At 60.9% G+C, this 25,459-nt stretch carries 24 protein-coding genes; 10 read left to right on the top strand and 14 right to left on the bottom strand.

Going from position 1 to position 25,459, the window contains the following annotated elements:
- Nucleotides 1-37 precede the first annotated feature (37 nt).
- Nucleotides 38-1,756: a sulfate permease gene (locus tag DWB67_RS01475; protein WP_182911478.1), complete on the bottom strand. Its 1,719-nt coding sequence runs from the start codon at nt 1,754-1,756 to the stop codon at nt 38-40.
- A 148-nt stretch (nt 1,757-1,904) separates the two neighbouring features.
- Between DWB67_RS01475 and DWB67_RS01480 the strand changes: the two genes are divergently transcribed.
- Nucleotides 1,905-3,356 (top strand): TrkH family potassium uptake protein, encoded by a 1,452-nt coding sequence (locus tag DWB67_RS01480; protein ID WP_119806144.1) that lies wholly within the window; start codon nt 1,905-1,907, stop codon nt 3,354-3,356.
- A 9-nt stretch (nt 3,357-3,365) separates the two neighbouring features.
- Here the strand turns inward: DWB67_RS01480 and DWB67_RS01485 are convergent, their stop codons facing one another.
- Entirely contained in the window at nt 3,366-4,661 is a 1,296-nt protein-coding gene (locus tag DWB67_RS01485) for a peptidoglycan-binding protein (RefSeq protein ID WP_119805716.1), read from the bottom strand.
- A gap of 104 nt (nt 4,662-4,765) precedes the next feature.
- On the opposite strand from DWB67_RS01485, the gene DWB67_RS01490 reads away from it, so the two are divergent.
- Genes DWB67_RS01490 through glyS form a run of 3 tightly spaced genes read left to right on the top strand, consistent with a single transcriptional unit; the run spans nt 4,766 to nt 8,429 of the window.
- The gene (locus DWB67_RS01490; protein ID WP_119805717.1) at nt 4,766-5,689 is read left to right on the top strand and encodes a glycine--tRNA ligase subunit alpha; all 924 of its coding nucleotides are present in this window, start codon (nt 4,766-4,768) and stop codon (nt 5,687-5,689) included.
- Nucleotides 5,686-6,162 carry a DUF6446 family protein gene (locus tag DWB67_RS01495; RefSeq protein WP_119805718.1) on the top strand — a complete coding sequence of 159 codons (477 nt, stop codon included), beginning with the start codon at nt 5,686-5,688 and terminating at the stop codon, nt 6,160-6,162. The genes DWB67_RS01490 and DWB67_RS01495 overlap by 4 nt, the downstream gene beginning before the upstream one ends.
- Nucleotides 6,162-8,429: a glycine--tRNA ligase subunit beta gene (gene glyS / locus DWB67_RS01500; RefSeq protein WP_119805719.1), complete on the top strand. Its 2,268-nt coding sequence runs from the start codon at nt 6,162-6,164 to the stop codon at nt 8,427-8,429. Before DWB67_RS01495 ends, glyS begins: the two co-directional genes overlap by 1 nt.
- 93 nt (nt 8,430-8,522) lie before the next feature.
- Here the strand turns inward: glyS and DWB67_RS01505 are convergent, their stop codons facing one another.
- The 12 genes from DWB67_RS01505 to DWB67_RS01560 form a co-directional block, all read right to left on the bottom strand.
- Nucleotides 8,523-9,302 (bottom strand): succinate dehydrogenase iron-sulfur subunit, encoded by a 780-nt coding sequence (locus DWB67_RS01505; RefSeq protein ID WP_119805720.1) that lies wholly within the window; start codon nt 9,300-9,302, stop codon nt 8,523-8,525.
- Between the two features lie 12 nt (nt 9,303-9,314).
- Nucleotides 9,315-10,163, bottom strand: a complete 849-nt coding sequence (locus DWB67_RS01510; RefSeq protein ID WP_119805721.1) for a hypothetical protein — start codon at nt 10,161-10,163, stop codon at nt 9,315-9,317.
- Nucleotides 10,163-10,480, bottom strand: a complete 318-nt coding sequence (locus DWB67_RS01515; RefSeq protein ID WP_255418503.1) for a hypothetical protein — start codon at nt 10,478-10,480, stop codon at nt 10,163-10,165. The genes DWB67_RS01510 and DWB67_RS01515 overlap by 1 nt, the downstream gene beginning before the upstream one ends.
- A gap of 10 nt (nt 10,481-10,490) precedes the next feature.
- Nucleotides 10,491-10,862 (bottom strand): hypothetical protein, encoded by a 372-nt coding sequence (locus tag DWB67_RS01520; protein WP_119805723.1) that lies wholly within the window; start codon nt 10,860-10,862, stop codon nt 10,491-10,493.
- On the bottom strand, nt 10,862-12,664 hold the full coding sequence (gene sdhA / locus DWB67_RS01525; protein ID WP_119805724.1) for a succinate dehydrogenase flavoprotein subunit: 1,803 nt from the start codon (nt 12,662-12,664) through the stop codon (nt 10,862-10,864). The genes DWB67_RS01520 and sdhA overlap by 1 nt, the downstream gene beginning before the upstream one ends.
- A 7-nt stretch (nt 12,665-12,671) precedes the next feature.
- Entirely contained in the window at nt 12,672-13,061 is a 390-nt protein-coding gene (locus DWB67_RS01530; protein WP_119805725.1) for a succinate dehydrogenase, hydrophobic membrane anchor protein, read from the bottom strand.
- A gap of 7 nt (nt 13,062-13,068) precedes the next feature.
- On the bottom strand, nt 13,069-13,461 hold the full coding sequence (gene sdhC, locus DWB67_RS01535; RefSeq protein WP_119805726.1) for a succinate dehydrogenase, cytochrome b556 subunit: 393 nt from the start codon (nt 13,459-13,461) through the stop codon (nt 13,069-13,071).
- A gap of 266 nt (nt 13,462-13,727) precedes the next feature.
- Complete coding sequence (locus DWB67_RS01540; protein WP_119805727.1) at nt 13,728-14,780, bottom strand: MaoC family dehydratase; 1,053 nt, start codon at nt 14,778-14,780, stop codon at nt 13,728-13,730.
- Nucleotides 14,777-14,983: a DUF1737 domain-containing protein gene (locus DWB67_RS01545; protein WP_119805728.1), complete on the bottom strand. Its 207-nt coding sequence runs from the start codon at nt 14,981-14,983 to the stop codon at nt 14,777-14,779. The genes DWB67_RS01540 and DWB67_RS01545 overlap by 4 nt, the downstream gene beginning before the upstream one ends.
- Nucleotides 14,983-15,534 carry an NnrU family protein gene (locus DWB67_RS01550; RefSeq protein WP_119805729.1) on the bottom strand — a complete coding sequence of 184 codons (552 nt, stop codon included), beginning with the start codon at nt 15,532-15,534 and terminating at the stop codon, nt 14,983-14,985. Before DWB67_RS01550 ends, DWB67_RS01545 begins: the two co-directional genes overlap by 1 nt.
- Nucleotides 15,535-15,576: 42 nt before the next feature.
- Nucleotides 15,577-16,425, bottom strand: coding sequence for a CoA ester lyase (locus DWB67_RS01555; RefSeq protein WP_119805730.1), 849 nt, complete (start codon nt 16,423-16,425; stop codon nt 15,577-15,579).
- 81 nt (nt 16,426-16,506) lie between these two features.
- Nucleotides 16,507-17,256: a sulfite exporter TauE/SafE family protein gene (locus DWB67_RS01560; protein WP_182911458.1), complete on the bottom strand. Its 750-nt coding sequence runs from the start codon at nt 17,254-17,256 to the stop codon at nt 16,507-16,509.
- 160 nt (nt 17,257-17,416) lie between these two features.
- On the opposite strand from DWB67_RS01560, the gene mdh reads away from it, so the two are divergent.
- The 6 genes from mdh to DWB67_RS01590 all read left to right on the top strand — a co-directional run bounded on the left by mdh (nt 17,417) and on the right by DWB67_RS01590 (nt 25,455).
- Nucleotides 17,417-18,379 (top strand): malate dehydrogenase, encoded by a 963-nt coding sequence (mdh, locus tag DWB67_RS01565; RefSeq protein WP_119805731.1) that lies wholly within the window; start codon nt 17,417-17,419, stop codon nt 18,377-18,379.
- Between the two features lie 76 nt (nt 18,380-18,455).
- Nucleotides 18,456-19,631: a hypothetical protein gene (locus DWB67_RS01570; RefSeq protein WP_119805732.1), complete on the top strand. Its 1,176-nt coding sequence runs from the start codon at nt 18,456-18,458 to the stop codon at nt 19,629-19,631.
- A gap of 195 nt (nt 19,632-19,826) precedes the next feature.
- Nucleotides 19,827-21,020 (top strand): ADP-forming succinate--CoA ligase subunit beta, encoded by a 1,194-nt coding sequence (gene sucC, locus DWB67_RS01575; protein WP_119805733.1) that lies wholly within the window; start codon nt 19,827-19,829, stop codon nt 21,018-21,020.
- 84 nt (nt 21,021-21,104) lie between these two features.
- Nucleotides 21,105-21,989: a succinate--CoA ligase subunit alpha gene (gene sucD, locus DWB67_RS01580; RefSeq protein ID WP_119805734.1), complete on the top strand. Its 885-nt coding sequence runs from the start codon at nt 21,105-21,107 to the stop codon at nt 21,987-21,989.
- A gap of 183 nt (nt 21,990-22,172) precedes the next feature.
- Nucleotides 22,173-22,448 (top strand): hypothetical protein, encoded by a 276-nt coding sequence (locus DWB67_RS01585; protein ID WP_182911459.1) that lies wholly within the window; start codon nt 22,173-22,175, stop codon nt 22,446-22,448.
- 40 nt (nt 22,449-22,488) lie between these two features.
- Nucleotides 22,489-25,455, top strand: coding sequence for a 2-oxoglutarate dehydrogenase E1 component (locus DWB67_RS01590; protein WP_119805736.1), 2,967 nt, complete (start codon nt 22,489-22,491; stop codon nt 25,453-25,455).
- Nucleotides 25,456-25,459: the final 4 nt, after the last annotated feature.

Raw genomic sequence — 25,459 nt, forward strand, 5'->3', positions numbered from 1 at the left:
AGATCGGGCCGATAGACCCGAATTGATTCTTACACGTTCAGGTTGCCCTTGCCGCAGACTGGCAAATCGCCGGTGTCAGCGCGGCCACCGCGTCCCATTGCGACCGGAATATCTGTCCCGTTAGATCACGCGCCAAAGGGCTGTGCGACAGGCGGTCGGTGACGGGGCCTTTCACCTCGGACAGGTGCAGACGCACATCCATATCGGCCAGCCGCGCATTTAGCGCATGCAGCGTTTCCAGCGCCGACAGATCGACGCTGTTCACGGCAGAGCACATCAAAACAACATCACGGATCGCCGCATCGCCGGCCACGCGGTCCAGCACGCGGTCCTCCAGCATCCTTGCGTTGGCGAAATACAGGCTTTCATCGATACGGATGGTCAGCAGGGCCGGATGCGTCGTGACATCATAGCGCAGGATATTGCGGAAATGCTGGGTGCCCGGAACCAGCCCCACCTCGGCGATATGCGGGCGCGAGGTGTTATAGAGATGCAGCGCCACCGACAGCATCACCCCCGCTGAAACGCCGGTTTCCACACCCAAGGTCAGCGTCAGCACCATGGTCACCGCCACAGCGGCAAAATCGGCGCGGCTGCAGGCCCATGCGTGGCGCAGGATGCGCAGGTCAACCAGTGACAGCACCGCCACGATAATGGTCGCGGCCAATGTGGCGTTCGGCAGGTAATGCACCAGCGGCGTCAAGGCGACCGCCGCCACCGCCAGCCCGATGGCCGTAAACGCCCCCGCCGCAGGGGTTTCCGCACCGGCATCGAAGTTCACCACCGACCGCGAAAAACCACCTGTCACCGGATAGCCGCCGGTAAAGGCCGCCCCCAGATTGGCCGCCCCCAATCCAATCAGTTCCTGATCCGGGTTGATGCGCTGGCGACGCTTGGCCGCCAAGGTCTGCGCCACGCTGATCGATTCGACAAACCCGATGACCGAAATCAACAGCGCAGGCACCAGCAACGTCCGGATCAGCGCCGGATCAACGGATGGCAATGTCAGCGGCGGCAGGCTTTGGGGCACCGTGCCGACCACCTTGACGTCCATGCCCAACCCCCAGACCGCCAGCGTGGTCAGCACAACCGCCGCCACCGGCCCCGCACGGGTGGCAATGGTCGCCGCCCCCTGCGACAGGCCCGCCCGCATCAGCGCAGGCTTTAGCCCCCTGCGGACCCAGAACAGGAACCCCGTCGCGGCCACCCCGATCACCAGCGTTTGCATGTTGACCTGCCCCAGATGCTGTCCCAGCGACATCAGCATTGCGGGCAGGGTATCACCCGATGCGCTGACGCCCAGAAGGTGTTTGACCTGCCCCACCGCAATCAGGATGCCCGACGCCGAAATGAACCCCGCGATCACCGGATGCGACAGGAAATTAGCCAGAAATCCCAGCCGGAACACTCCCATCGCCAGCAGGATCACCCCCGACAGCGCCGCCAGCGTCAGCGCCGCCACCGCATAGCCCGCAGTCCCCGTCTGGGCCACCTGCCCCACCGCCGCCGCCGTCATCAGCGATACAATCGCCACCGGACCGACCGCCAGTGCGCTAGAGGTGCCAAACACCGCATACAGAATGATCGGCAGGATCGAGGCATAGATCCCCGCCTCGGGCGGCAGGCCCGCCAGCATCGCATAGGCCAGCGATTGCGGGATCAGCATGATGGTCACGATCACCGCCGCGATCAGGTCATTGCGCAGCATTGCACCGTCATAGCGCCGCCCCCAGTCAAGGATCGGCATGGCCTGCATCACGCTGCGGATTTTCAAAATACGACCTCACCAGTTTTCTTCGGTACGTTATATTCAGGCTTTGATATGTCAATCACCCGTCGCAAAAGCGCATCACCTGACGTCGCGGGTGCTTGACGGCCAGCATGGGGCGCTGCAATCAGGTGGCATGATCGATCTGCGACCCGTTGCCCATCCGATTGGAAAAATCGTCATCGCATTGGGCGGGTTCATGCTTGCGCCGATGCTGGTCGATATCTGGAACAATGACCCCCATTGGCAGGTCTTTCTGGAATGCGCGATCATCACGATTGTTTCGGGACTGCTTGTGGTCGTGGCCACGCGCGGCGAACAAAAGACCCTGAAAATCCAGCAGGCCTTTTTGCTGACCTCGGGAATCTGGGCGACCTTGCCGGTCTTCGGCGCGCTGCCCTTTATTCTGGGCCAGCCCCATGTCAGCATCGTCGATGCCTATTTCGAGGCGATGTCGGGTGTTACCACTACCGGCACCACGGTTTTTCCCGAACTGGACATCATGCCCGATGGCGCCCACCTGTGGCGCGCGTTGCTGCAATGGATCGGCGGCTTGGGGATTGTCGTCGTGGCGATGGTCTTCCTGCCGGTGATGAAGGTCGGTGGCATGCAGTTTTTCCGGTCCGAGGGGTTCGACACCCTTGGCAAGGTCCTGCCCCGCGCGGGCGAAATCGCGACCGAAATGACGATGGTCTATCTGCTGATGACCGGTGCCTGCACGATCACCTTCATGTTGCTGGGCATGTCTGGTTTTGACGCGGTGATCCATGCGCTGACCACCTGTTCGACGGGCGGGTTTTCGAATTACGATGCCAGTATGGGCACCTATCTGGGGGGGCCGGAATGGGCGGCATCGGTCTTTATGGTCATGGCCTCGGTGCCGTTTATCCGGCTGGTGCAGGCGCTGCGGGGCAATCATGTGCCATTGTGGCAGGACCGGCAGGTGCGGACCTATCTGCGCTGGATCTGCTATGTCTGCGCGATCATCATGATCTACCGGCTGGTCTATCTGGGTCAGGACAGCGACGTCGGGGAAATGCTGCGCGAAACGGTGTTCAACACCATTTCCGTGTTTTCGGGCACGGGGTTCGCCTCGACCGATATGACAACATGGGGGCATCTGCCGCTGACATTGCTGATCATCGTGGGGCTGATCGGCGGCTGCACCGGATCGACCGGCTGTTCGGTCAAGATCTTCCGCTATCTGGTCCTGCTAGAGGCTGTGCGCGCCCAGATCCGCCGCATGCATTCGCCCCACCGCGTTTATCCCCTGCGTTACGAAGGCCAGCCGCTGGACAAAAGCATTGTCGATTCGGTGATGGGGTTCTTTACCCTGTTCATGCTGACCTTCGGCCTGCTGATCGTGGGGTTGGCACTGACAGGGCTGCATCCGCGCACGGCGCTGACCGCCGCATGGACGGCCATTGCCAATATCGGTCCCCTCTGGGGGCCCGAGGTATCGCCCAACGGCTCGGTCGTTGATTTTCCGACCTCGGCCAAATGGATGATGATTCTGGGCATGTATCTGGGACGGTTGGAGCTGGTGTCCGTCCTTGTTCTGCTGATGCCCAGATTCTGGCGGCCCTGAGGCCGCCTGTTATTGTGCTGGTTCGGGTTCGACCGGCAGGGGCGCGGGGCCCATTTCCTCGTTCTGGCCGGGGGATTTGCGGGTCAGGCTGTCGCTGAGTTCGGCCAGAACGCGTGGTTGGTTGTCACGGTCGGCCACCGGCCAGATCAGGACATAGCCTTCGGCACGGCCATCACGGACCCAGCCTTCTGCCGCCCCGATATGATCGTTGTTTTCACCGGCCAAGGTGACATGCCCGCGCTTGATCATGCGTTCGGGTGACGGCACCCATCCAAGCGCCGTGACCAGACCGGCCAGATCCAGCAGCTCTTGCTGACCACCCGGTTGGCTGAACAGGATCATCGCCGCCCCCGACCCGTTGGCCGGACCATAGATGGACAATGCGCGTTCGGCGCGATCAAAGGTCAGCGCCTGCATCGGCGCGGTCAGGGTCAGGCCGGTTGCCGCATCATCCAGCGTTTCCAGCCCCATCGTCTGACGCCATTCATCGCGCCGTTCGGCCAGAAGGCGCATCGCCGTGCCCGCATCGGTGCTGACGCGGGCCGTGGCGATTTCGGCCTTGATGGCCGCTTGGGTCTTGGGGCCGTCACGACCGTCGATCTGGCCGTCGTAAAACCCCGCCCAACGCAGCGCACGCTGGACCTGATCCAAGGGCGGCATGGGTTCTGACGGACCCACAGCGCCCAATTCGGGTGCCTGCCCCTTATCCAGCGCCTGCCCCAGATCGGCGGCTTGGGTCACCAATGCGTCCTTGGGGATCAGTTCGGCCCCTTTCAGAACAGGCAGCCACGCGCGGGCGACATCTTCCTCGACAGGGCCGATGGCAATGGTGAACCAGCCGTTCGGCAGTTCCCAAAGTCCCGCACCGGCGAATTCCTGACGGTTGCGGGTCAGGGCAGCGTCAGCCTCGGCGCGGTCCTGAAAGGATTCTAACTGCAGATAGCTGCCGACAGGGGGCGCAGGCACAGGTTCGGTCGCCGCTGCCACAGGGGCATCACCCAACGGGGTCAGTTCGGTTCCGGCGGCAGCTTCGGTGACAAAACTGTCTGCGGGCACCACGCCCTTGGCCTTCAGATCGGCCAGCCGCGCCAAGGCCGCATCGCGGTCCATCGGCCCAAGGGCAATCCCCGTCCAGCCGCCCTGCAGGGGCAACGTCACCACGTCATCGAACTGCTTGGCCCAGCCCGCCGCCGAGGTTGCCGCGACATCCGCCGTCTGCTTTGCCTCCAGCCGGATAAGCGCATCTTGCGCCATCGCCGCCCCGGGCAGCGTTGCCGCCAGAACCATTACCGCTAACCGCCGCATCGCAGCCTCCTTCGATGTCTTCCTGCGGGCCTTTATTGACCCTGTTCATTCACGCGCCTAGAAGACGCAAAAGCCTCGCCCGATCTACGCAAAAGGATGGCCCGATGACCAGCCCAAACCAACCCCGCAGTTTTCAGGAAATTATCCTGCGTCTGCAGACCTATTGGGCGACCAAAGGGTGTGCCGTCCTGCAGCCCTATGACATGGAGGTCGGTGCAGGCACCTTCCATCCCGCGACCACATTGCGCGCCTTGGGCAGCAAGTCGTGGGCCGCAGCCTATGTCCAGCCCTCGCGCCGCCCCACCGACGGGCGTTACGGTGAAAACCCGAACCGATTGCAGCATTACTATCAGTATCAGGTGATTATCAAACCATCGCCGCCCGATCTGCAGGAATTGTATCTGGGCAGCCTGCGCGCCATTGGTCTGGACCCCATGGTCCATGACGTCCGCTTCGTCGAGGATGATTGGGAATCCCCCACCCTCGGCGCGTGGGGCCTTGGATGGGAGGTGTGGTGCGATGGCATGGAAGTCAGCCAGTTCACCTATTTCCAACAGGTCGGCGGGCATGATTGCAAACCGGTTTCGGGCGAGCTGACCTATGGTCTGGAACGTCTGGCGATGTATGTGCTGGGCGTCGAACATGTCATGGATATGCCGTTCAACGACCCGGACAGCCCGACTCCCCTGTCCTATGGCGATATTTTCCGCCAGACCGAACAGGAATATTCGCGCTGGAACTTTGATCAGGCCGATACCGAGATGCTGTTCCAGCACTTCAAGGACGCCGAGGCTGAATGTGCCCGTATCCTCGGCGCCGCCGAAACCGACAGTGCCGGTCGCCGCATTCCGATGGCGCATCCCGCCTATGATCAGGCGATCAAGGCCAGCCATCTGTTCAACCTGCTGGACGCGCGCGGCGTGATTTCCGTGACCGAACGTCAGGCCTATATCGGCCGCGTGCGGGCATTGTCCAAAGGCTGCGCGGATCTGTTCCTGACCACAGATGCAGGCGGTGCCACCGCATGAACTGGGGCAAAGTCGCAGCCGCTGCCATCACGCTGGCCGCCATCGCGGCGGGCGGAGGCATGTGGTATGCGCAGGAATACGGCTATTACGACCGTATCGACACTGAAGGCCCCGATGCCCGCATCGATATCACCACGGATGCCGGCGTCACCGCGCTGGCCCTGACCGGTTTCGAAGGCATCGACGCCGACAGTTCCCCCCTACGGTGGCGGGCCTGCGCGGTTGTGACCGATATGCCCACCGATGTGGTGCCCTTTGACGACCCTACACCCCTGATCGCCCCCGGCTGGTTCGATTGTTTCGACGCCCAGCAGATCGGTGCCGATCTGGAATCCGGTGCCGCCCGCGGTGTCCTGTCACAGGCCGAAATCCGGCCCGATGTGGACCGCGTGCTGGCCGTCTATCCCGACGGCCGCGTCTTTGGATGGCACCAATATAACGACAAAACCCCGGAACGCGGAGTGATGGACTGATGGCCGACCTGCTGATCGAGCTTTTTTCGGAAGAAATTCCTGCCCGCATGCAAGCGCGTGCCCGTGCGGATCTGAAACGTGTGGTGACGGATGGTCTGGTTCAGGCCGGTCTGACCTATGCCAGCGCCGGTGCCTTCAGCACCCCGCGCCGCCTGACCCTGACCGTGGAAGGGCTGAACGACCACAGCCCCACCACCCGCGAAGAACGCAAAGGCCCCCGCACCGACGCCCCCGAAAAGGCGCTGGAGGGCTTTTTGCGCTCCACCGGTCTGACCCGCGACCAGTTGGAAGCGCGCGATGACAAGAAGGGTCAGGTCTGGTTCGCCACGATTACCAAAGAAGGCCGCCCCGCCGCCGATATCGTCGCCGAGGTGCTGGAGGATGCGATCCGCAACTTCCCCTGGCCGAAATCCATGCGTTGGGGTTCTGGCTCGCTGCGTTGGGTTCGCCCGCTGCATTCGATCCTGTGCATCCTGTCGGATGAGGCGGGCGCCACCACCGTCGATCTGACCGTCGATGGGATCACGGCAGGCAACACCACGCGCGGCCACCGCTTCATGGCCCCCGATGCTTTCACCGTCAACAATTTCGACGATTACGCCACCAAACTGCGCCGCGCCCGCGTCATGCTGGACGCCGAAGAACGTGAAGCGGAAATCCGCCAGCAATGCGACAACCTGACCTTCGCCCGCGGCTGGACCGTCGTCCCAGATGACGGCCTGCTGTCCGAAGTGGCGGGCCTTGTCGAATGGCCCGTCGCCCTGATGGGCGTGATCGAGGACCGTTTCCTCGACCTTCCCCCCGAGGTCTTGCAAACCTCGATGAAGGAGCACCAGAAGTTCTTCTCGACCCGCAATCCCAAGACGGGCCGGATCGAAGGCTTTATCACCGTCGCCAATATCGAAACACCCGATGACGGCGCGACGATTCTGGCCGGTAACCAGCGCGTTCTGGCCGCCCGCCTGTCCGACGCCGCCTTCTTCTATGAAAACGACCTGCGCGAAGCCAATTCCGGAATGACGGCATGGGCCGATGGCCTAAATTCGGTCACATTCCACAACAAACTGGGGTCGCAATCAGACCGCGTCGCCCGTATCGCTGCCTTGGCGCGTGAAATCGCCCCGCTGGTCGGCGCAGACCCCGATCAGGCCGAACAGGCGGCGCGTCTGGCGAAACTGGACCTGCGTTCCGCCATGGTCGGCGAATTCCCCGAACTGCAAGGCACGATGGGCCGCTACTATGCCCTTGCCGCAGGTCACGACGCAGCCATCGCCGAAGCCGCCCGCGACCATTACTCGCCGCTCGGCCCCTCGGACGAGGTCCCCACCGCCCCCGTTTCGGTCGCCGTTGCGCTGGCTGACAAGCTGGACACGCTGACAGGCTTCTGGGCCATCGACGAAAAGCCGACGGGATCGAAAGACCCATTTGCATTGCGTCGTTCGGCTTTGGGGGTGCTCCGATTGGTGCTAACCTCTAGCAAAAAAGTTGCTTTTTCTTCGGTTCTACCCCACCCCTTCCGTCGTGCTGAAGCGGACCGGTTCATTAACAGCTTTGAAGATGCCCCCCTCATTCTCGGCAGCGGCATTTCGAAGCCATTACTCCATTCCATCGAAAGCTGGAATGCAGAAGAACCCCTGAGCTCCTTCGTAAGAATGGAGGACGAGAACGTTCCGCATAATGACCGCGAACGCGTAGTCGCGCAGATGCGGGCCGATGTCCTTGCCGGTCAGCCAGAGAAGGTGCGCGATCTCCTTTCCTTCCTCCACGACCGCCTCAAGGTCTATCTGCGCGACCAAGGCATCCGTCATGACATCATCGACGCGGTGCTGGCGCAGGATGGGAATGATGATCTAGTGCAGGTGGTCAACCGTGCCACGGCGCTGAATGCGATGCTGACCACGACCGATGGTCAGAACCTGACCCAAGGCCTGAAACGCGCCAGCAATATCCTGACGCAGGCCGAGGAAAAGGACGGCGTCGAATACAGCTATGGCGCGGATGTAAAATTCGCCGAGACCGATCAGGAACGCGACCTGTTCACCGCATTGGACACAGCCGAACCCGCGATCAAAGCTGCCATGATGTCCGAGGATTTCCCCGCTGCCATGGCTGCCATTGCGGCCCTACGCACCCCCATTGACGCCTTTTTCGAGGCTGTGCAGGTCAATACCGACAGCCAGATCGTGCGTCGCAACCGCTTGAACTTGCTGTCGCGGATTCGCGAAGCCGGTCGTCAGGTTGCGGATTTTACGCGCATCGAAGGCTGATCCAGCCATTCGACAACAAAAAGGGCCAGAGGCTAAAACCTCTGGCCCTTTTGCATGACAGGTCCAAGGGGCACGCGGCCCCTTGGTGATATCTTAGGCCGAACGTTCGACCATCATGTGCTTGATCGACGCAATCGCCTTGGCAGGGTTCAGACCCTTGGGGCAAGTGTTCGTGCAGTTCATGATCGTGTGGCAACGATACAGTTTGAACGGATCTTCCAGCTCGTCCAGACGCTCGCCCGTGGCTTCGTCGCGGCTGTCCGCAATCCAGCGATAGGCGTGCAACAGCGCGGCCGGTCCGAGATAGCGATCGCCGTTCCACCAATAGGACGGGCAAGCCGTCGAACAGGACGCACAGAGGATGCATTCGTAAAGTCCGTCCAGCTTCTTGCGGTCTTCGATCGACTGCTTCCATTCCTTACCGGGCGTAGGTGATTTCGTCTGCAGATAGGGGTTCACCGAGGCATGCTGCGCATAGAAATGCGTCAGATCGGGGATCAGATCCTTGACCACGGCCAAATGTGGAAGTGGATAGATGGCGACATCGCCCGCAACCTCGTCGATGCCATAGATACAGGCAAGGTGGTTGCCGCCGTCGATGACCATTGCGCAAGATCCGCAGATGCCTTCACGGCAGGACCGGCGGAAGGATAGCGTGGGGTCGATCTCGTTCTTGATCTTGATCAGCGCGTCCAGCATCATGGGACCGCATTTGTCCAGATCGATGAAATAGGTGTCCAGACGCGGGTTTTCACCGGTTTCCGGATCCCAGCGATAGATCTTGAACTTCTTGACGTTGGTCGCGCCCTCGGGCTTGGGCCAGGTCTTGCCAACGCGGATCTGGCTGTTCTTGGGTAGCGTGAACTGGACCATTGGGTGCTCCTTTCAGAGAGTGCCTTCGGACGGCATGTCAGCCGTGAACAGAGTTTGTGATTGCGAGACAAGATCAACGACCTTGCCCCGCGCATGGGGATTAAGCGCCAGCCCGTTGAGCCGGCGAAGAAATTCGGTCGAGCCGTCGTTAAGACGCTCCATCGCGCGGCCTTGCAACGGCGGCAACGCATTGATACGCGCAGCCGGCATTCCGGCCAGCGCCAGCAGTTGTTGCCCCGGACGGTCGGGATGGGTTTCCGCCCCAAGCATCAGGCGGGTGACGCGGTCCTTGCCCAACACCTTGGTCAAGCGGCGTTCCAGATCGCCCCAACCGGGCAGATCGGCAACCTGCGCCAGAAAGGCGTCACGGGTGTCGCTATAGCCATCGGTCCGCACCGCCTGTGCCCAGACCGAGGATTTCCACGCATCCATCTTGCGCGTGTAGAATACGTAATGCGGATCGAAACCGCGGGCATGTGCGACCGTATCCAGCACCTTCAGCAAGCGCGGCAGGGCGGGAAAAAGACGCGTCACACCAGCATTTCCCGGCATGGCACCCGCCAGATTTTCATGGCTTAGCAGCACGCCCTGCGGCCCGTCGGGAATGGTGTCCAGCACGTCTTCGAATGCAACGCGCAGGGCTTTGCGCAGATCGTCACTGTCGCCAAGGCTGGCCGCAATGGCCGCGCGACCCAAAGGACGCATGGGTGTCCCTTCTTCGGGCGTGCGGATGATCAACTGGTCGGCGATACTGTCGGCATTCAGCTTCAAGAACCGCTGAAGCGAGGTTGTGCCGGTTTTTTGCACCCCGAAATGCACGATCAGGGGACGCATCGGGTTCTGGTCGTTGTCCTGCTGCATCAGGCCCGCCCCTGCCAGCCGGGTTGTTCGCCCAAACCGCGCTGCGGCGTTTCACCCGAACGGCGCATGACACAATCGTCAAACACCTGCGCGGGATCACGACCGGCAATGTAATCACCGCTGATCTGCATATTGATCCGGCCGAAACTGTGTGTTCCGCCCGAACCTGTGCCAATACCCACAGACATATCCGTCTGCGGCGCACGGGCCAATTCGGCGTCACGCAGGCAAACCCTTTCGGCCTGATCCACAGGGATCGGACCGCAAGCCGACAGCATCGCCAGAAGCGATACCGCAGCCAAGGGGGTTGCCTGCACCGTCATACCATCAGGCCGAACGGGCAGCCGAGGCGATGCATTGCGTCGTGGCGGGGCGCGACACGATCGATGCAACGCTATCTGCCGTTCCGCTTGCGCCGGCGCGCGATGCCTGTGCGATGTCGATCAGTTCAGCCGTCGAGGCGTTGTTGACGACACAATCGGTGTAGGGCGACACGTCCACGCCCGGCAGGCGCTTTTGCATTTCCGAATTCACGACATTGCGGGCCACGGTCCGCGATGCTGCATCCAGAACCGTCGGCGTGGTGGGCGTGGACACCGGTGCCGATGGCACGGCGGGGCCGGCAACCGGAACCGGTGCAACGCAGCCCGCCAGCGTGGCGGCGGTCAGGCCAAAGGCGGCGATAAGATTGAAGCGCATCAGTAAACCCTTTTCTTCGGAGCGATCTTGTTCATGTCAATGCCGCCCTGTTCGACAGTGGTCAGCGGGTCAAGGTGGACGGGACGATAGTCCAGTTTAACCTTGTTCCCGTCCACACGTGCAAGCGAATGCTTGCGCCATGTGGCGTCATCCCGCTCGGGATAGTCTTCATGGGCATGCGCGCCACGGCTTTCCTTGCGCGCTTCGGCAGCGACAATGGTCGCCAATGCGTTCGGCATCAGGTTCGTCAGTTCCAGCGCTTCCATCAGGTCGGTGTTCCAGATCAGACCGCGATCCGTGACCTTGATGTCGTCCATCTTGCCAGCGATGGCTTCCATCTTCTGGACACCTTCGGCCAGCGTGGCGTCGGTGCGGAAGACAGCAGCATCGGCCTGCATGGTGCGCTGCATCTGGTCGCGCAGGACAGCCGTCGGGGTCGATCCGTTGGCGTTGCGCAATGCATCAAACCGCGCCAGCGCCTTATCGACCTGTGATTGGTCGGTGGCGGGAACGGCACCCTCGCGGTCGATGACTTCGCCCGCACGGATCGCTGAGGCACGTCCGAAGACCACAAGGTCGATCAGGCTGTTCGAGCCAAGGCGGTTCGCACCATGGACCGATGCACAACCAGCCTCGCCCACAGCCATCAGGCCGGGGAAGGTCGCATCGGGGTTTTCTTCCGTGGGCGCAAGCACTTCGCCCCAATAGTTTGTGGGGATACCGCCCATGTTGTAATGCACGGTCGGGATCACCGGAATCGGTTCCTTGGTGACATCAACGCCCGCAAAGATTTTCGCCGACTCGCTGATACCCGGCAGACGTTCGGCCAGACTTTCCGGCGGCAGGTGCATCAGGTTCAGGAAGATGTGATCCTGATCTGCGCCGATGCCGCGACCCTCGCGGATCTCCATCGTCATACAGCGGCTGACCACGTCGCGGCTGGCAAGGTCCTTATAGGTCGGCGCATAGCGTTCCATGAAACGCTCGCCTTCACTGTTGGTCAGGTAACCACCCTCGCCGCGTGCACCTTCGGTGATCAGACAGCCCGAGCCATAGATGCCGGTCGGGTGGAACTGCACGAACTCCATATCCTGCAGGGCCAGACCCGCGCGGGCCACCATGCCACCACCGTCGCCGGTGCAGGTATGGGCGCTGGTTGCACTGAAGTAGGCGCGGCCATAACCGCCCGTCGCCAGCACCACCATCTTGGCGTTGAAGACATGCATGGTGCCGTCGTCCAACTTCCAGCAGACAACGCCGGTGCAGCGACCGTCGGTGATGATCAGGTCCAGCGCAAAATATTCAATGAAGAATTCCGCGTTATGCTTTAGCGACTGACCGTAAAGCGTGTGCAGGATGGCGTGGCCGGTGCGGTCGGCAGCGGCGCAGGTGCGCTGCACGGGGGGGCCTTCGCCGAATTCGGTGGTGTGGCCGCCGAAAGGACGCTGATAAATGCGGCCATCTTCGGTGCGGCTGAAGGGAACGCCGTAATGTTCCAGCTCGTAAACGGCTTTGGGGGCCTCTCGCGCCAGATATTCCATGGCGTCCGTGTCGCCCAGCCAGTCCGAGCCCTTAACGGTGTCATACATATGCCACTGCCAGTTGTCGGGCCCCATGTTGGACAGCGACGCAGCGATGCCGCCCTGTGCGGCAACGGTGTGCGAACGGGTCGGGAAGACCTTGGTCACGCAAGCGGTGCGCAGACCCTGTTCAGCCATGCCAAGCGTCGCGCGCAGACCTGCGCCACCAGCGCCAACCACGACGACGTCATATTCATGCGTTTGGATTTCGTATGCAGCCATGTCGTCCTCAGATCGCTGGGGTGGTGAAGGCCATCTTTGCCAGTGCAAAGATCGCGGCGGCAATAACGCCCCAGCCGAAAATTGCGATGGCAACCATGGTCAGTTGCTGGGTCTTGCCGTGGACATAATCCGCGATCGCCCCACCCTGAGAGCCTTTGATGAAGTGAAGCATTCCCACGATCACAAACATCGCAGTGATGATGCCGGGGAACGGACGTCCGAAGTGCGCCATAACCTGATCCTGAGGCAGGCCGATGGCGCCGCCCACGGCAATCAGGAACAACGGGGTCAGGATGATCAGCGCATAGCTGCTCATCGTGATGCTTTGGTGATGCGCCGTGCCGGCGCGTGCCGAGCCCAGACCTTGGGCCGCTTTACGTGGTGTGATGTACCGCATGTTGCCCTCAGCCGATGAAGAAGATGATCAGGCTCAGCACGGTCAGCGCGACCGAACCGATGATGATGCCCCAAGAGGCGCGTTTGGCGTCCTCGATCTCAAGGCCCATACCGTTGTCATAGAACAGGTGACGGACACCCGACAGCGCGTGGAACCACAGCGCCCAAGTCGATGCCGTCATGATCAGAAAGCCCAGCCAGGACCGCAGGACCCAGTCGGCGGTTGCAAAGGCATCGGGGCTGCTGACAGCGGCAACCAGCCACCAGACCAGCAACAGAATGCCCGCCACCAGCGCATGGCCGGTAATGCGTGTCAGTATGGAGGTAATTGCCGGCAACGGCAGGCGATAGACCTGAAGATGGGGGGAAAGCGGCCGGTTACCCCGGTTCACGTCGGCCATAGTCGGCCCTCCTATGTCGGTTCTGGCTTATCCCGTCGCAGATACCCTAAGGCAGACATCCTGGGCTGGCCGCGCGGGCTGGCGATTGGCGCCTTTATTGATCCTGATATTGGCACCTGTCACGGACAGATACCACCCCGCGTGATGAAATGCCGCGGTTTTCCGCCTTTGTGATCACAGCTGCACAGCGTGTGATCACATGGCAGGGCGCAGTTCACGCCGTGCCATGTCCGGTTGCCCCTGACAGGTCGGACCCGAAGTCCTTGTCAGTGGACCGAGTCGCCATTCGTCGGGATCAGCGCCCAGTAATCCAGATCCAGCAGCACCTGCGGCAGGTATTTGCCATCAGCACCGTGCAACGGGAATTCCGCGCTGTCGCCCTTGGTCGCGACCAGACGCAAGCGGATGGCACCGACGCCCGGGGCAGCGGTTTCGGCTTTGTCCAGCACCTCGGACCATGCGCGGATGGTATCGCCTGCAAAGCAGGGGTTCGCATGGGTGCCACCGTTCAGTGCCACGATCATCTGCGCGTTGGCCAACCCGTTAAAGGATAGCGCCCGCGCCAGACTGATAACATGCCCGCCATAGACCAGACGCTTGCCGTCTTCGCGATGGGTCGCGTCGAAATGCACTTTGGCGGTGTTCTGCCACATGCGGGTGGCCAGCATATGTTCAGCCTCGGAAATGGTCACGCCGTCCACATGATCGATGCGTTCGCCAATGGCGTAATCGCCCCAGCAATGCGGTTCCCCCGCCAGACTGAAGTCATATTCGGTGAAATCCAGATCGGTCGGGATGGCCAGATCGCTGGCCGTGACCGCATCGGGCAGATCGGGAATGACCGTCGTGGGTGCGGGGCTGCTGGCATCGCGTTTGCGTACCATCACCCAGCGGACGTAATCCAGCACCGGTTCGTCAACCTGATTCAGCCCGCAGGTCCGCACCCAGACCACGCCCGATGTTCCGTTCGAGTTTTCCTTTAACCCGATCACCTGACTTTCGGCCCGCAGCGTGTCGCCCGGCCAGACAGGCTGCAGCCAGCGCCCTTGGGCATAACCCAGATTGGCGATGGCATTCAGGCTGATATCGGGAACGGTTTTGCCAAAGACCGTATGGAACGCCAGCAGATCATCCAGCGGACTGCCATCCAAGCCGACAGAGATCGCGAATTCATCGGATGAATACAGCGCATGGCGCATCGGATAAAGCGCGTGATACAACGCCCGCTCGCCCTCTGCGATGGTGCGCGGAGAGGCGTGGCGGATGACCTGACCAAGGGTGTAATCATCGAAGAACCGTCCGGCATTGGTCTTGGTCATTGCTGCCCCAGCTTCATGTCGGGATGGTATTCCGCCTCGACCTCTTTGGTGACGGCCTGACCGCAGCGCATGACACCACGTGCGGCATCGAACGACATGGCGGGATCGCCCTGCAGCGCCCAGCCCTTGGACAAAGCCTCGCTGATGCGATGGCAGAATTGCGATGTGTCGTCATCGGTGATGAAACGGTAAAGGGTGGGCATCATGCGCCTCCGAAGGGTGAGGGGCCGATAAGGCCGTGGATTGCGCCGACAACCAGCATGACGATCACTGCGCCTGCAAGAGCCATCATCTCTTTCCTGATCGGGAAGGGACCGGTGGGGCGGACCAATTCGGACGCGCGGTTGATGACCTGCATTTCAACCAGCGCCCAGACCAGCAAGCCGCCGAACAGAATGAATGACGGCGTATCGCCATTGACCACCAAATGCGCGACGGCCCAAAGCGAAAAGCCCCACAGCATTGCATGGCGGGTATAGGCGGTGACACGGGTTTTCATGCCCGATGCGGCGAACATATAGAAAGCCGCCAGAACCAGAAGGTTGTTGATGCCCACCAAGGGCGCGCTGGGGCCCCAGAAAAACGCACCGTCCGCCATGCGATAGCCGATGATCATCAGCAGAATCGACAAGGCCAGCAATCCGGCGACGATCTTGCGTCCCTTACCGCCCATTGCGGCCCGTTGGGCAGGTGCCGCGCGTTTATAAAGATGTGCAGCCCACCACAGGGCAACACCAAGGATCAGGATCAGCATCTGGCTTCCTTTTGCTGGAATGCGTTTGACGGCACCTTGCGCTTAATGCGCCATTTCCGCAATCGCCTGCGCCTTTTGCAAAATGTCGCGTGCGGTGGCGACATGCAGGTTCTCGACGATCTTGCCATCGACGACAGCGACACCCCTGCCTTGGGCGGTGGCATCATCGAATGCGTCGATCTGGCGGCGGGCAAGGTCGATTTCGGCATCTGTCGGGGCGAAGGCTTGGTTCGCAATCTCCAGCTGGGCAGGATGGATCAGCGTCTTGCCGTCGAAACCCATATCGCGGCCCTGATCACATTCGGCGCGCAACCCATCGTCATCCTTGAAGGCGTTGAAGACCCCGTCGATGATCACCACCCCATGCGCTTTGGCCGCCAACAGGCATAACCCCAGCCCCGCCATCATCGGCAGGCGGTCGGCGCAAAAGCGGGTGCCCAGATCTTTTGCCAGATCATTGGTGCCCATCACCATCCCCTGCAAACGCGGATGCACGGCGATAGCGGCGGCGTTCAGCATTCCCAAGGGCGTTTCCATCATCGCCCAAAGCGGCGTGTCGGGGATCAGGTCGGCAATGGCATCCAGATCCTGCGGGCTGTCCACCTTGGGGATCAGAACGGCGTCGATCTTATCGGCCAGCTTTGCACAGGCCCGCGCATCATCCCTGCCCCATTCGGTGGCCAGCCCGTTGATCCGCAGAATACGGGCGCGCGGGCCGTAATGCTGTGACAAAGCCTGCTGCAACCCTTGGCGGGCGGCGGCTTTCTGATCGGGGGCAACGGCATCCTCAAGGTCGAAAATGATTGCATCGGCGGGCAGACCCCGCGCCTTTTCCATGGCGCGGTCGTTGGCGGCGGGAATATACAGAACGGAACGGTAAGGGCGGGCCATGGCATCCTCTGGGTAACAAAGTTGCGTCAGACTGCCGCGACGCGGCATGAATCGCAATATAAAACTTGCCGCAGTGCGGCGTCAGCTTGCGAAAGCCTGCCAGATCAAACGTAGGGAAACCAGCAAAAGGCCCCATGTGATCAGCTTGTAAAACAGGTCTTTGGGAATGATCTTGACCACCCGCAGGCCGACCCAAACCGCCACCAGCGAGACCGGCATCAACACGGCTGCAGTCGCCAGATTGGCGGATGAAAACTGCCCTAACAGCGCATAGGGGATCAGCTTGACCCAATTGCCCACAGCAAAGAACCACGTCGTGGTACCCGCAAAGATCAACGGCGACAGGCGCAACGGCTGGGCATAAACCTGCCATAAGGGCGCGCCGGAATGGCTGACAAAGCTGGTATATCCGGCCAGACTGCCCCAAAGGCTGCCTGCAAACAGCGACGGACGGCGCGGCGCCTTATCCAGCCGCGGACGCAGCAACGCATTCAGCGCAAAGCCCAGACCGATGACCCCCACAATCAGCGTCACGCCCCAGACCGGCACGACAGACGCCGTCGCCCAGCCGACAAATATCCCGACCATTGCCCCTGGCAACGAACAGGCCAGCACCCGCAAATCAAAGTCACGGCGAAAGGCCAGCAGCCCGCCGACATCGGAAATCACATAGATCGGCAAAAGCAGACCCGCTGCCTGAACGGGCGACATCACCAGCGACATCGACGGGACCGAGATGATTCCCACCATCGCCAATCCCCCCTTCGACAAGCCGACAGCCGTCGCCGAAATCACCGCCAGAATCCATCCCGCCACTGTCAGATCAAGCATATCCCCACCCCCTTGCATGACGTGCAAGGCTTGGCGTGGACGCGCAATTTTGGCAAGTGGTGCTGTGCCGACCGCCGCGTTGCAGCACGACTCACTTGCGATTCATTGCGCAACGCCTTAACCCCTACGCAACATTCCATAATGTATTCGGAGGTTACCCATGGCCCGACCCAAAATCGCACTTATCGGTGCGGGGCAAATTGGCGGCACGCTGGCACATCTGGCTGCGATGAAAGAACTTGGCGATGTCATCATGTTCGACATCAGCGAAGGAACGCCGCAGGGCAAAGCACTGGATATTGCCCAGTCGGGCCCGTCCGAAGGCTTTGACGCCCGCATGAAGGGCACCAACGACTATGCCGACATCGCCGGCGCAGATGTTTGCATCGTGACCGCTGGCGTTCCGCGCAAGCCGGGCATGAGCCGTGATGACCTGCTGGGCATCAACCTGAAAGTCATGAAGTCGGTCGGCGAAGGCATTGCAGCCCACGCACCGGACGCATTCGTGATCTGCATCACCAACCCGCTGGACGCGATGGTCTGGGCGCTGCGCGAATTCAGCGGCCTGCCCCATAACAAGGTCTGCGGCATGGCTGGCGTTCTGGATTCGGCACGCTTCCGCCATTTCCTGTCGCTGGAATTCGATGTGTCCATGAAGGACGTTACCGCATTCGTTCTGGGCGGCCACGGCGACACCATGGTTCCGCTGACCCGCTATTCGACCGTCGCAGGCATTCCTTTGCCCGATCTGGTCAAGATGGGCTGGACCACGCAGGAAAAACTGGACGCCATCGTCCAGCGCACCCGTGATGGCGGCGCAGAAATCGTCGGCATGTTGAAAACCGGCAGCGCCTTCTATGCGCCCGCGACCAGCGCCATCGAAATGGCCGAAGCCTATCTGAAAGACCAGAAGCGCGTTCTGCCTTGCGCGGCACATGTGTCGGGCGCTTACGGCCTTGACGGCATGTATGTCGGCGTTCCGACCGTGATCGGCGCGAACGGTGTTGAAAAAGTCATCGAGATTGCGATGAACAAGGACGAACAGGCGATGTTCGACAAGTCGACCGACGCCGTCAAAGGTCTGGTCGCGGCTTGTAAGGGCATCGACGCCTCGCTGGCATAATCGATCCGGCGACTTGTGACTTTGGGAACGGCGCGCCATGTTTGGCGCGCCGTTTTCACATTCAAAGGGGTGCCGGATGCGCCGTTTGCTTGCTGTTCTAAGCCTGATCGCCGGTCCGGCCTTTGCGGATGATACCACCACCTCGGGGATGATTGCCGAAACGGGGCTGGCGCGCACGGCTGAAACGCTGTCGGCGCAACCACCCTCGCCGGAACGCGACATGGCGCTGTCGGCTGTGACCTTTCTTGCAGGAATAGAGGCTGGATATCAGGCCCGCTGGCGCATTGGTGCGACCGAACCACTGGTGCCGCTGCCCCTGCTCGGCACGTCTTTGCCACCTAACCCCGATCCGCAGCCGATGCAGGCCGACGCCGTTAATACCATCATGACCGATCTGGCGCAGGCGATGCAGAACACCCGCAGCGCCCTGCCCGCCACCGATGCGGCGCTGGTGCTGGATCTGGACGATCTATGGCTGGATGTGAACGCCGACGGCATCCGGACCAAGGATGAAGATCTGGTCCCTCTGACCGTCTTCTTTCGTACAGACGACCTGACCCCGATCCGCTTTGACACGTCCGATATGCATTGGCTGCGCGCCTATACCCATCTGGTCGAGGCTGCTGCCACGCTGGTCCTTGCCTTCGATCCCGCGCCTGCGCTGGCGGAACAAATCAAGCTGACAGACATATTGACCCAGCAATTCGCCCAGCCTCCGGGACAGATGGCGCGTGCGCCGAACCTGCACCGGCAGGCACAGCAATACGGCCCGCTGGTCGATCGCCTTGCCGTGGTTGTGCAGACATTGCGCCAGCAGCCGGACCCCGAACTGACCCGCACCGCCAGCCGTCATTTGCAGGATATGGTGACCGCAAATATTGATTTCTGGCAGGCCGTGAAGGCGGAAACCGACAATGATCGCGAATGGATTCCCAATAACACCCAACAGGCTGCTGCGGGCTTTGTTCTGCCCGAGGGGACAGGGGCGCTTTGGCTGACGGTGCTGGATGACATGGATCAGGTGTTGAAGGGCAAGATGCTGGTCCCTTTCTGGCGTTTTGCGCCGGGATATGGCGTTGATCTGTCCATGTGGCTGCAAGATCCGCAACCGGTCGGGGTGGCGGATTGGGTTCAGGGGACCGCCGCCCTGCCCTATCTGCGACCGGGCCTGACCGTCGGATCGGATAATCTGGAAGCCTTCCTGCAAATGTTCGGCGGCCGTGCGGTTCTGTATATGCTGCTTTTGAACTAGGTCGCCGGCAAAGCGCATCCGAATCAAGCAGCCCGTGCCATCCGTCGCAATCTTTGTGATCACAGCGTTTCAACGTGTGATCACATTAAGCAAGAACCCGCCTGTTTTCTGCATTTTAAGGGAAAAACGTTTTAGTGGCCCTTTCCCATATGCAACATTGCCCCCAAATCTGTCGAACCGAATGAGGGGGTCGAGATGAACATCCACGAATACCAGGCCAAGGCGCTGTTGCGTCAATACGGCGCGCCCGTCAGCGATGGTCGCATCGTGACCAAGGCCGACGAAGCAAAGTCGGCAGCAGGCGAAATGGACGGCCCGCTTTGGGTTGTGAAAGCCCAGATCCACGCAGGTGGACGCGGCAAGGGCCATTTCAAAGAAGCCGAAGCCGGTGAAAAAGGCGGCGTTCGTCTGGCAAAATCCGTCACCGAAGCCGAAGAACTGACCCGTCAGATGCTGGGCCGCACGCTGGTTACGCACCAGACCGGTCCCGCAGGCAAGCAGGTCAACCGCATCTATATCGAAGACGGTTCGGACATTGCCCGCGAATTGTATCTGGCGATGCTGGTTGATCGCCAGACCTCGCGCGTGTCGTTTGTTGCCTCGACCGAAGGCGGCATGGACATCGAGGATGTTGCCGCCAACACCCCCGAGAAAATTGTCAGCTTCAGCGTTGATCCCGCATCGGGATTGTCGGATTTCCATGGCCGCCGCGTTGCTTTCGCGTTGGGTCTGGAAGGCCAGCAGGTCAAGCAGTGTGTTGCGCTGGTTCGCAACCTGTATCGCCTGTTCATCGACAAAGACATGGAGATGCTGGAGATCAACCCGCTGATCGTGACGCCCGAAGGCAACATCAAGTGCCTGGACGCCAAGATGGGCTTCGACAACAACGCCCTTTATCGTCAGGCCGACATGCTGGCCCTGCGCGACGAAACCGAAGAAGATGCCAAAGAACTGGCAGCTTCCAAGTTCGACCTGAACTACATCGCGCTGGACGGCGAAATTGGCTGCATGGTGAACGGTGCCGGTCTGGCCATGGCCACTATGGACATCATCAAGCTGTTCGGCGCCGAACCCGCCAACTTCCTTGACGTAGGTGGCGGCGCGACCAAGGAAAAGGTCACCGAGGCCTTCAAGATCATCACCAGCGACCAGAACGTCAAAGGCATTCTGGTCAACATCTTTGGCGGCATCATGCGCTGCGACATCATCGCGGAAGGCATTATTGCCGCCGTGAAAGAGGTCGGCCTGCAGGTTCCGCTGGTGGTCCGTCTGGAAGGCACCAATGTCGAACTGGGCAAAGAGATCATTGCGGGTAGCGGCCTGAATGTGATCGCAGCCGACGACCTGTCGGATGCAGCGCAGAAGATCGTGAAAGCGGTCAAAGGCTAAGCATGATCCTCTGGCCGCGCCTTGCTGGCGCGGCGTTCCGGAACATCGGTGCGCCAAGTCGCACCCCTACGCAAGGAGGCCATGATGGCCGTTCTCGTTGACAAGAATACCAAAGTCATCTGCCAGGGGATCACCGGATCCCAAGGCACGTTCCACACCGAACAGGCAATCGCCTATGGCACCAAGATGGTCGGCGGTGTGACCCCCGGCAAAGGCGGCATGGACCATCTGGGCATGCCTGTCTTCAACTCGGTCCATGAAGCCGTGGCCGTGACCGGCGCAAATGCAAGCGTGATCTATGTCCCGCCCCCGTTCGCAGCGGATTCGATTCTGGAAGCCATCGACGCCGAAATCCCGCTGATCATCGCGATCACCGAAGGTATTCCGGTTCTGGACATGATGCGCGTCAAGCGCGCCCTGATGAACAGCAAATCGCGCCTGATCGGCCCGAACTGCCCGGGCATCATGACGCCGGACGAATGCAAGATCGGCATCATGCCGGGCAGCATCTTCCGCCGTGGTTCGGTCGGCGTTGTGTCGCGTTCGGGCACCCTGACCTATGAGGCAGTCAAGCAGACGTCCGACGTCGGTCTGGGCCAGTCCTCGGCTGTTGGTATCGGTGGCGACCCCATCAAGGGGATGGAACACATCGACGTGCTGCAGATGTTCCTTGATGACGATGAAACCGAATCCATCATCATGATCGGTGAAATCGGTGGTTCCGCCGAAGAAGAAGCAGCCGAATTCCTGGCCGAGCAGAAGCGCAAGGGCAAGTGGAAGCCGACCGCAGGCTTTATCGCCGGTCGCACCGCACCTCCGGGTCGTCGCATGGGCCATGCCGGTGCGATCGTGTCGGGCGGCAAAGGCGATGCGGAATCGAAGATCGAAGCCATGAAAAAGGCCGGTATCGTCGTTGCAGACAGCCCCGCAGGTCTTGGCGAAGCCGTTCTGAAGGCGATCAACGCCTGATGATTTGACTGTTTGCCCCCCACGTCTAACTATGGGGGGCAGATAGTATGAAGGGACAGAACCGTGACATTGACTGGACAGCGCGCCCCCGAGCCGCAGCCATGCCGGACGCACCCAGCGACCGGGCGTGGATTTCCTTTGTCGGTGCTGGCGTTTCTGACCCTTGCGTCCTGCGGTGATCGCATGACGACCGACATTCTGCCCGGCGGCATTCCGGCGCGCACTAATCTGCATCAGGCCAGCGGTCTTCCGCCCGCCTCGGTGCGGACAGTCGCGCGCAGGGATTTCGGCTGGCGGGTGATCTATCACCCCTCGACCGCACCGCCAAATGCCGAATCGCAGGCAGCGGTGGCGCTATGCGGGTTGGAACGACGGGCGCCGTTGCGCATTGTCCAACAGCCGCGCATTGACCCATTTGCCGATCCCGGCGCCCGCATCTTCGATATCCACTGCGCCTGACACCGCATTTCCCTCTCCTTGCCCTGAACGGGGACCAGCCATGACCGACCAGCCAAAAAACTCTGATTTCCACGATTCATCGTTCCTGCAGGGCCATAATGCGGCCTATGTGGAACAGCTTTATGGCCAGTGGGCCAAGGATCCGGCTGCGGTCGATCAGGCATGGGACGCGTTTTTCCGCGATCTTGGCGATGCCGAAGCCGATGCCGTCCGCGAGGCTGAAGGCGCCAGCTGGAAGCGTACCGACTGGCCCCCCGTCCCGCAGGATGACACCACCGCCGCGCTGACGGGCGAATGGCCCGCTGCGTCCAAGGGCGATGCAGATGCCGCCATCAAGAAGATTGCCGCCAAAGCGGAAGAAAAAGGCGTCAAGCTGACGACCGACCAGATGCGTCAGGCCGTGCTGGACAGCATCCGCGCGCTGATGCTGATCCGTGCGTTCCGCATCCGTGGTCACCTGCACGCCGATCTGGACCCGCTGGGTCTGCGCGACGTGCCTGACAATGGCGAACTGAAGCCTGCAACCTATGGCTTCGGCCCTGCCGATATGGACCGCCCGATCTTCATCGACAATGTTCTGGGCCTCGAGGTTGCCTCGATCCGCCAGATTGCCGACCTGATGCAGCGGACCTATTGCGGCACATTCGCGCTGCAATACATGCATATCTCGAACGCCGAAGAGGCTGCATGGCTGAAGGAACGGATCGAAGGTTATGGCAAGGAAATCGCCTTCACCCGCGAAGGCCGCCGTGCGATCCTGAACAAACTGGTCGAGGCCGAGGGCTTTGAAAAGTTCCTGCATGTTAAATACATGGGCACCAAGCGTTTCGGTCTGGACGGTGCCGAGGCGCTGATCCCCGCGATGGAACAAATCATCAAGCGCGGCGGTGCCTTGGGCGTTAAGGATATTGTGGTCGGCATGCCGCACCGCGGTCGTCTGTCGGTTCTGGCCAATGTGTTGTCCAAACCTTACCGCGCCATTTTCCACGAATTTCAGGGCGGCAGCTTCAAGCCCGAGGATGTGGATGGCTCTGGCGATGTGAAATACCACCTTGGGGCCAGCTCGGATCGTGAATTCGACGGCAACAATGTCCACCTGTCACTGACCGCGAACCCCAGCCACCTTGAGGCTGTGAACCCGGTTGTGCTGGGCAAAGCCCGCGCCAAGACCGACCAGATGGGCGACCGCAAGGCGCGCACCTCGGTGCTGCCAATCCTGCTGCATGGTGATGCGGCATTCGCCGGTCAGGGCGTCGTGGCCGAATGTCTGCAGTTGTCGGGTATCCGCGGTCACCGCACCGGCGGCACCATGCATATCATCGTGAACAACCAGATCGGTTTCACCACTGCACCGCATTTCAGCCGCACCTCGCCCTATCCGACGGATATCGCGCTGATGGTGGAAGCACCGATCTTCCACGTCAACGGCGACGACCCCGAAGCTGTGGTCCATGCCGCCAAGGTTGCCACCGAATTCCGCCAGAAGTTCCGCAAGGACGTTGTTCTGGACATCTTCTGCTATCGCCGCTTCGGTCACAACGAAGGCGACGAACCGATGTTCACCAACCCCGCGATGTACAACAGCATCAAGGGGCACAAGACAACCTTGCAGCTGTACACCGACCGTCTTGCAAAAGAGGGTCTGATCCCTGAAGGCGAGATCGATGACATGAAGAGCGCGTTCCAGGCGCATCTGAATGAAGAATTCGAGATCGGCAAAAATTATAAGCCGAACAAGGCCGACTGGCTGGATGGCAAATGGACCGGCCTGTCGCGCGAAGGTGCGGAATATGTTGCCGGTGAAACCGGTATCTCACCCGAGGTGATGACCCGTGTCGGCGCTGCGCTGACCAAAGTGCCCGAAGGCATGAACCTGCATAAGACCGTCGGTCGCCTGCTCGAGGCGAAAAAGCAGATGCTGGAAACCGGCGAAGGCTTTGACTGGTCCACCGCCGAAGCATTGGCCTTCGGCTCGCTGGTCACGGAAGGTCACGGCGTTCGTCTGGCCGGACAGGACAGCACCCGCGGTACCTTCAGCCATCGTCATTCGGCCTTTACCGATCAGAAGACCGAACAGCGCTACTATCCGTTGAACAACATTACCGAAGATCAGGCACGCTACGAAGTCATCGACTCGATGCTGTCGGAATATGCGGTGCTGGGCTTTGAATACGGCTATTCGCTGGCCGAACCGAACAGTCTGGTCATGTGGGAAGCGCAGTTCGGCGATTTCGCCAATGGCGCACAGATCATGTTCGACCAGTTCATCAGCTCGGGCGAAAAGAAGTGGCTGCGAATGTCCGGTCTGGTCATGCTGCTGCCGCATGGCTTCGAAGGTCAGGGTCCCGAACACAGCTCGGCCCGGTTGGAACGTTTCCTGCAAGGCTGTGCGGAAGACAACTGGATCGTCGCGAACTGCACGACGCCGGCCAACTATTTCCACATCCTGCGCCGCCAGATCCATCGTGGCTTCCGTAAACCGCTGGTGCTGATGACGCCGAAATCGCTGCTGCGCCATCCGCTGGCCGTCAGCAAGGCGGAAGAATTCCAGACCGGTTCGACCTTCCACCGCGTGCTGTGGGATGATGCGCAGCGCGGTCTTTCGCCCACCAAACTGGTCGAGGATGACAAGATCAAGCGCGTCGTCGTCTGTTCGGGCAAGGTCTATTACGACTTGCTGAAACAACGCGACGAAGCAGGCGTCAACGATGTCTATCTGCTGCGTCTGGAACAGTTCTATCCGTTCCCCGCACAGGCGATGATCAAGGAACTGGGCCGCTTCAAGCAGGCCGAGGTTGTCTGGTGTCAGGAAGAACCCAAGAACCAGGGCGGTTGGACTTTTGTCGAACCCTATCTGGAATGGGTGCTGGAACGTCTTGGTGCCAAGCATTCGCGCGCCCGCTATGCCGGTCGGAATGCTGCTGCCTCGGTCGCCACCGGTCTGGCATCGCGCCATAAAACTGAACAAGCGGCGCTGGTCGCCGAAGCACTGAACCTTGAAGGATGATCCG

The sequence above is a fragment of the Paracoccus sp. JM45 genome, assembly GCF_003590715.1.
Classification (GTDB): domain Bacteria; phylum Pseudomonadota; class Alphaproteobacteria; order Rhodobacterales; family Rhodobacteraceae; genus Paracoccus.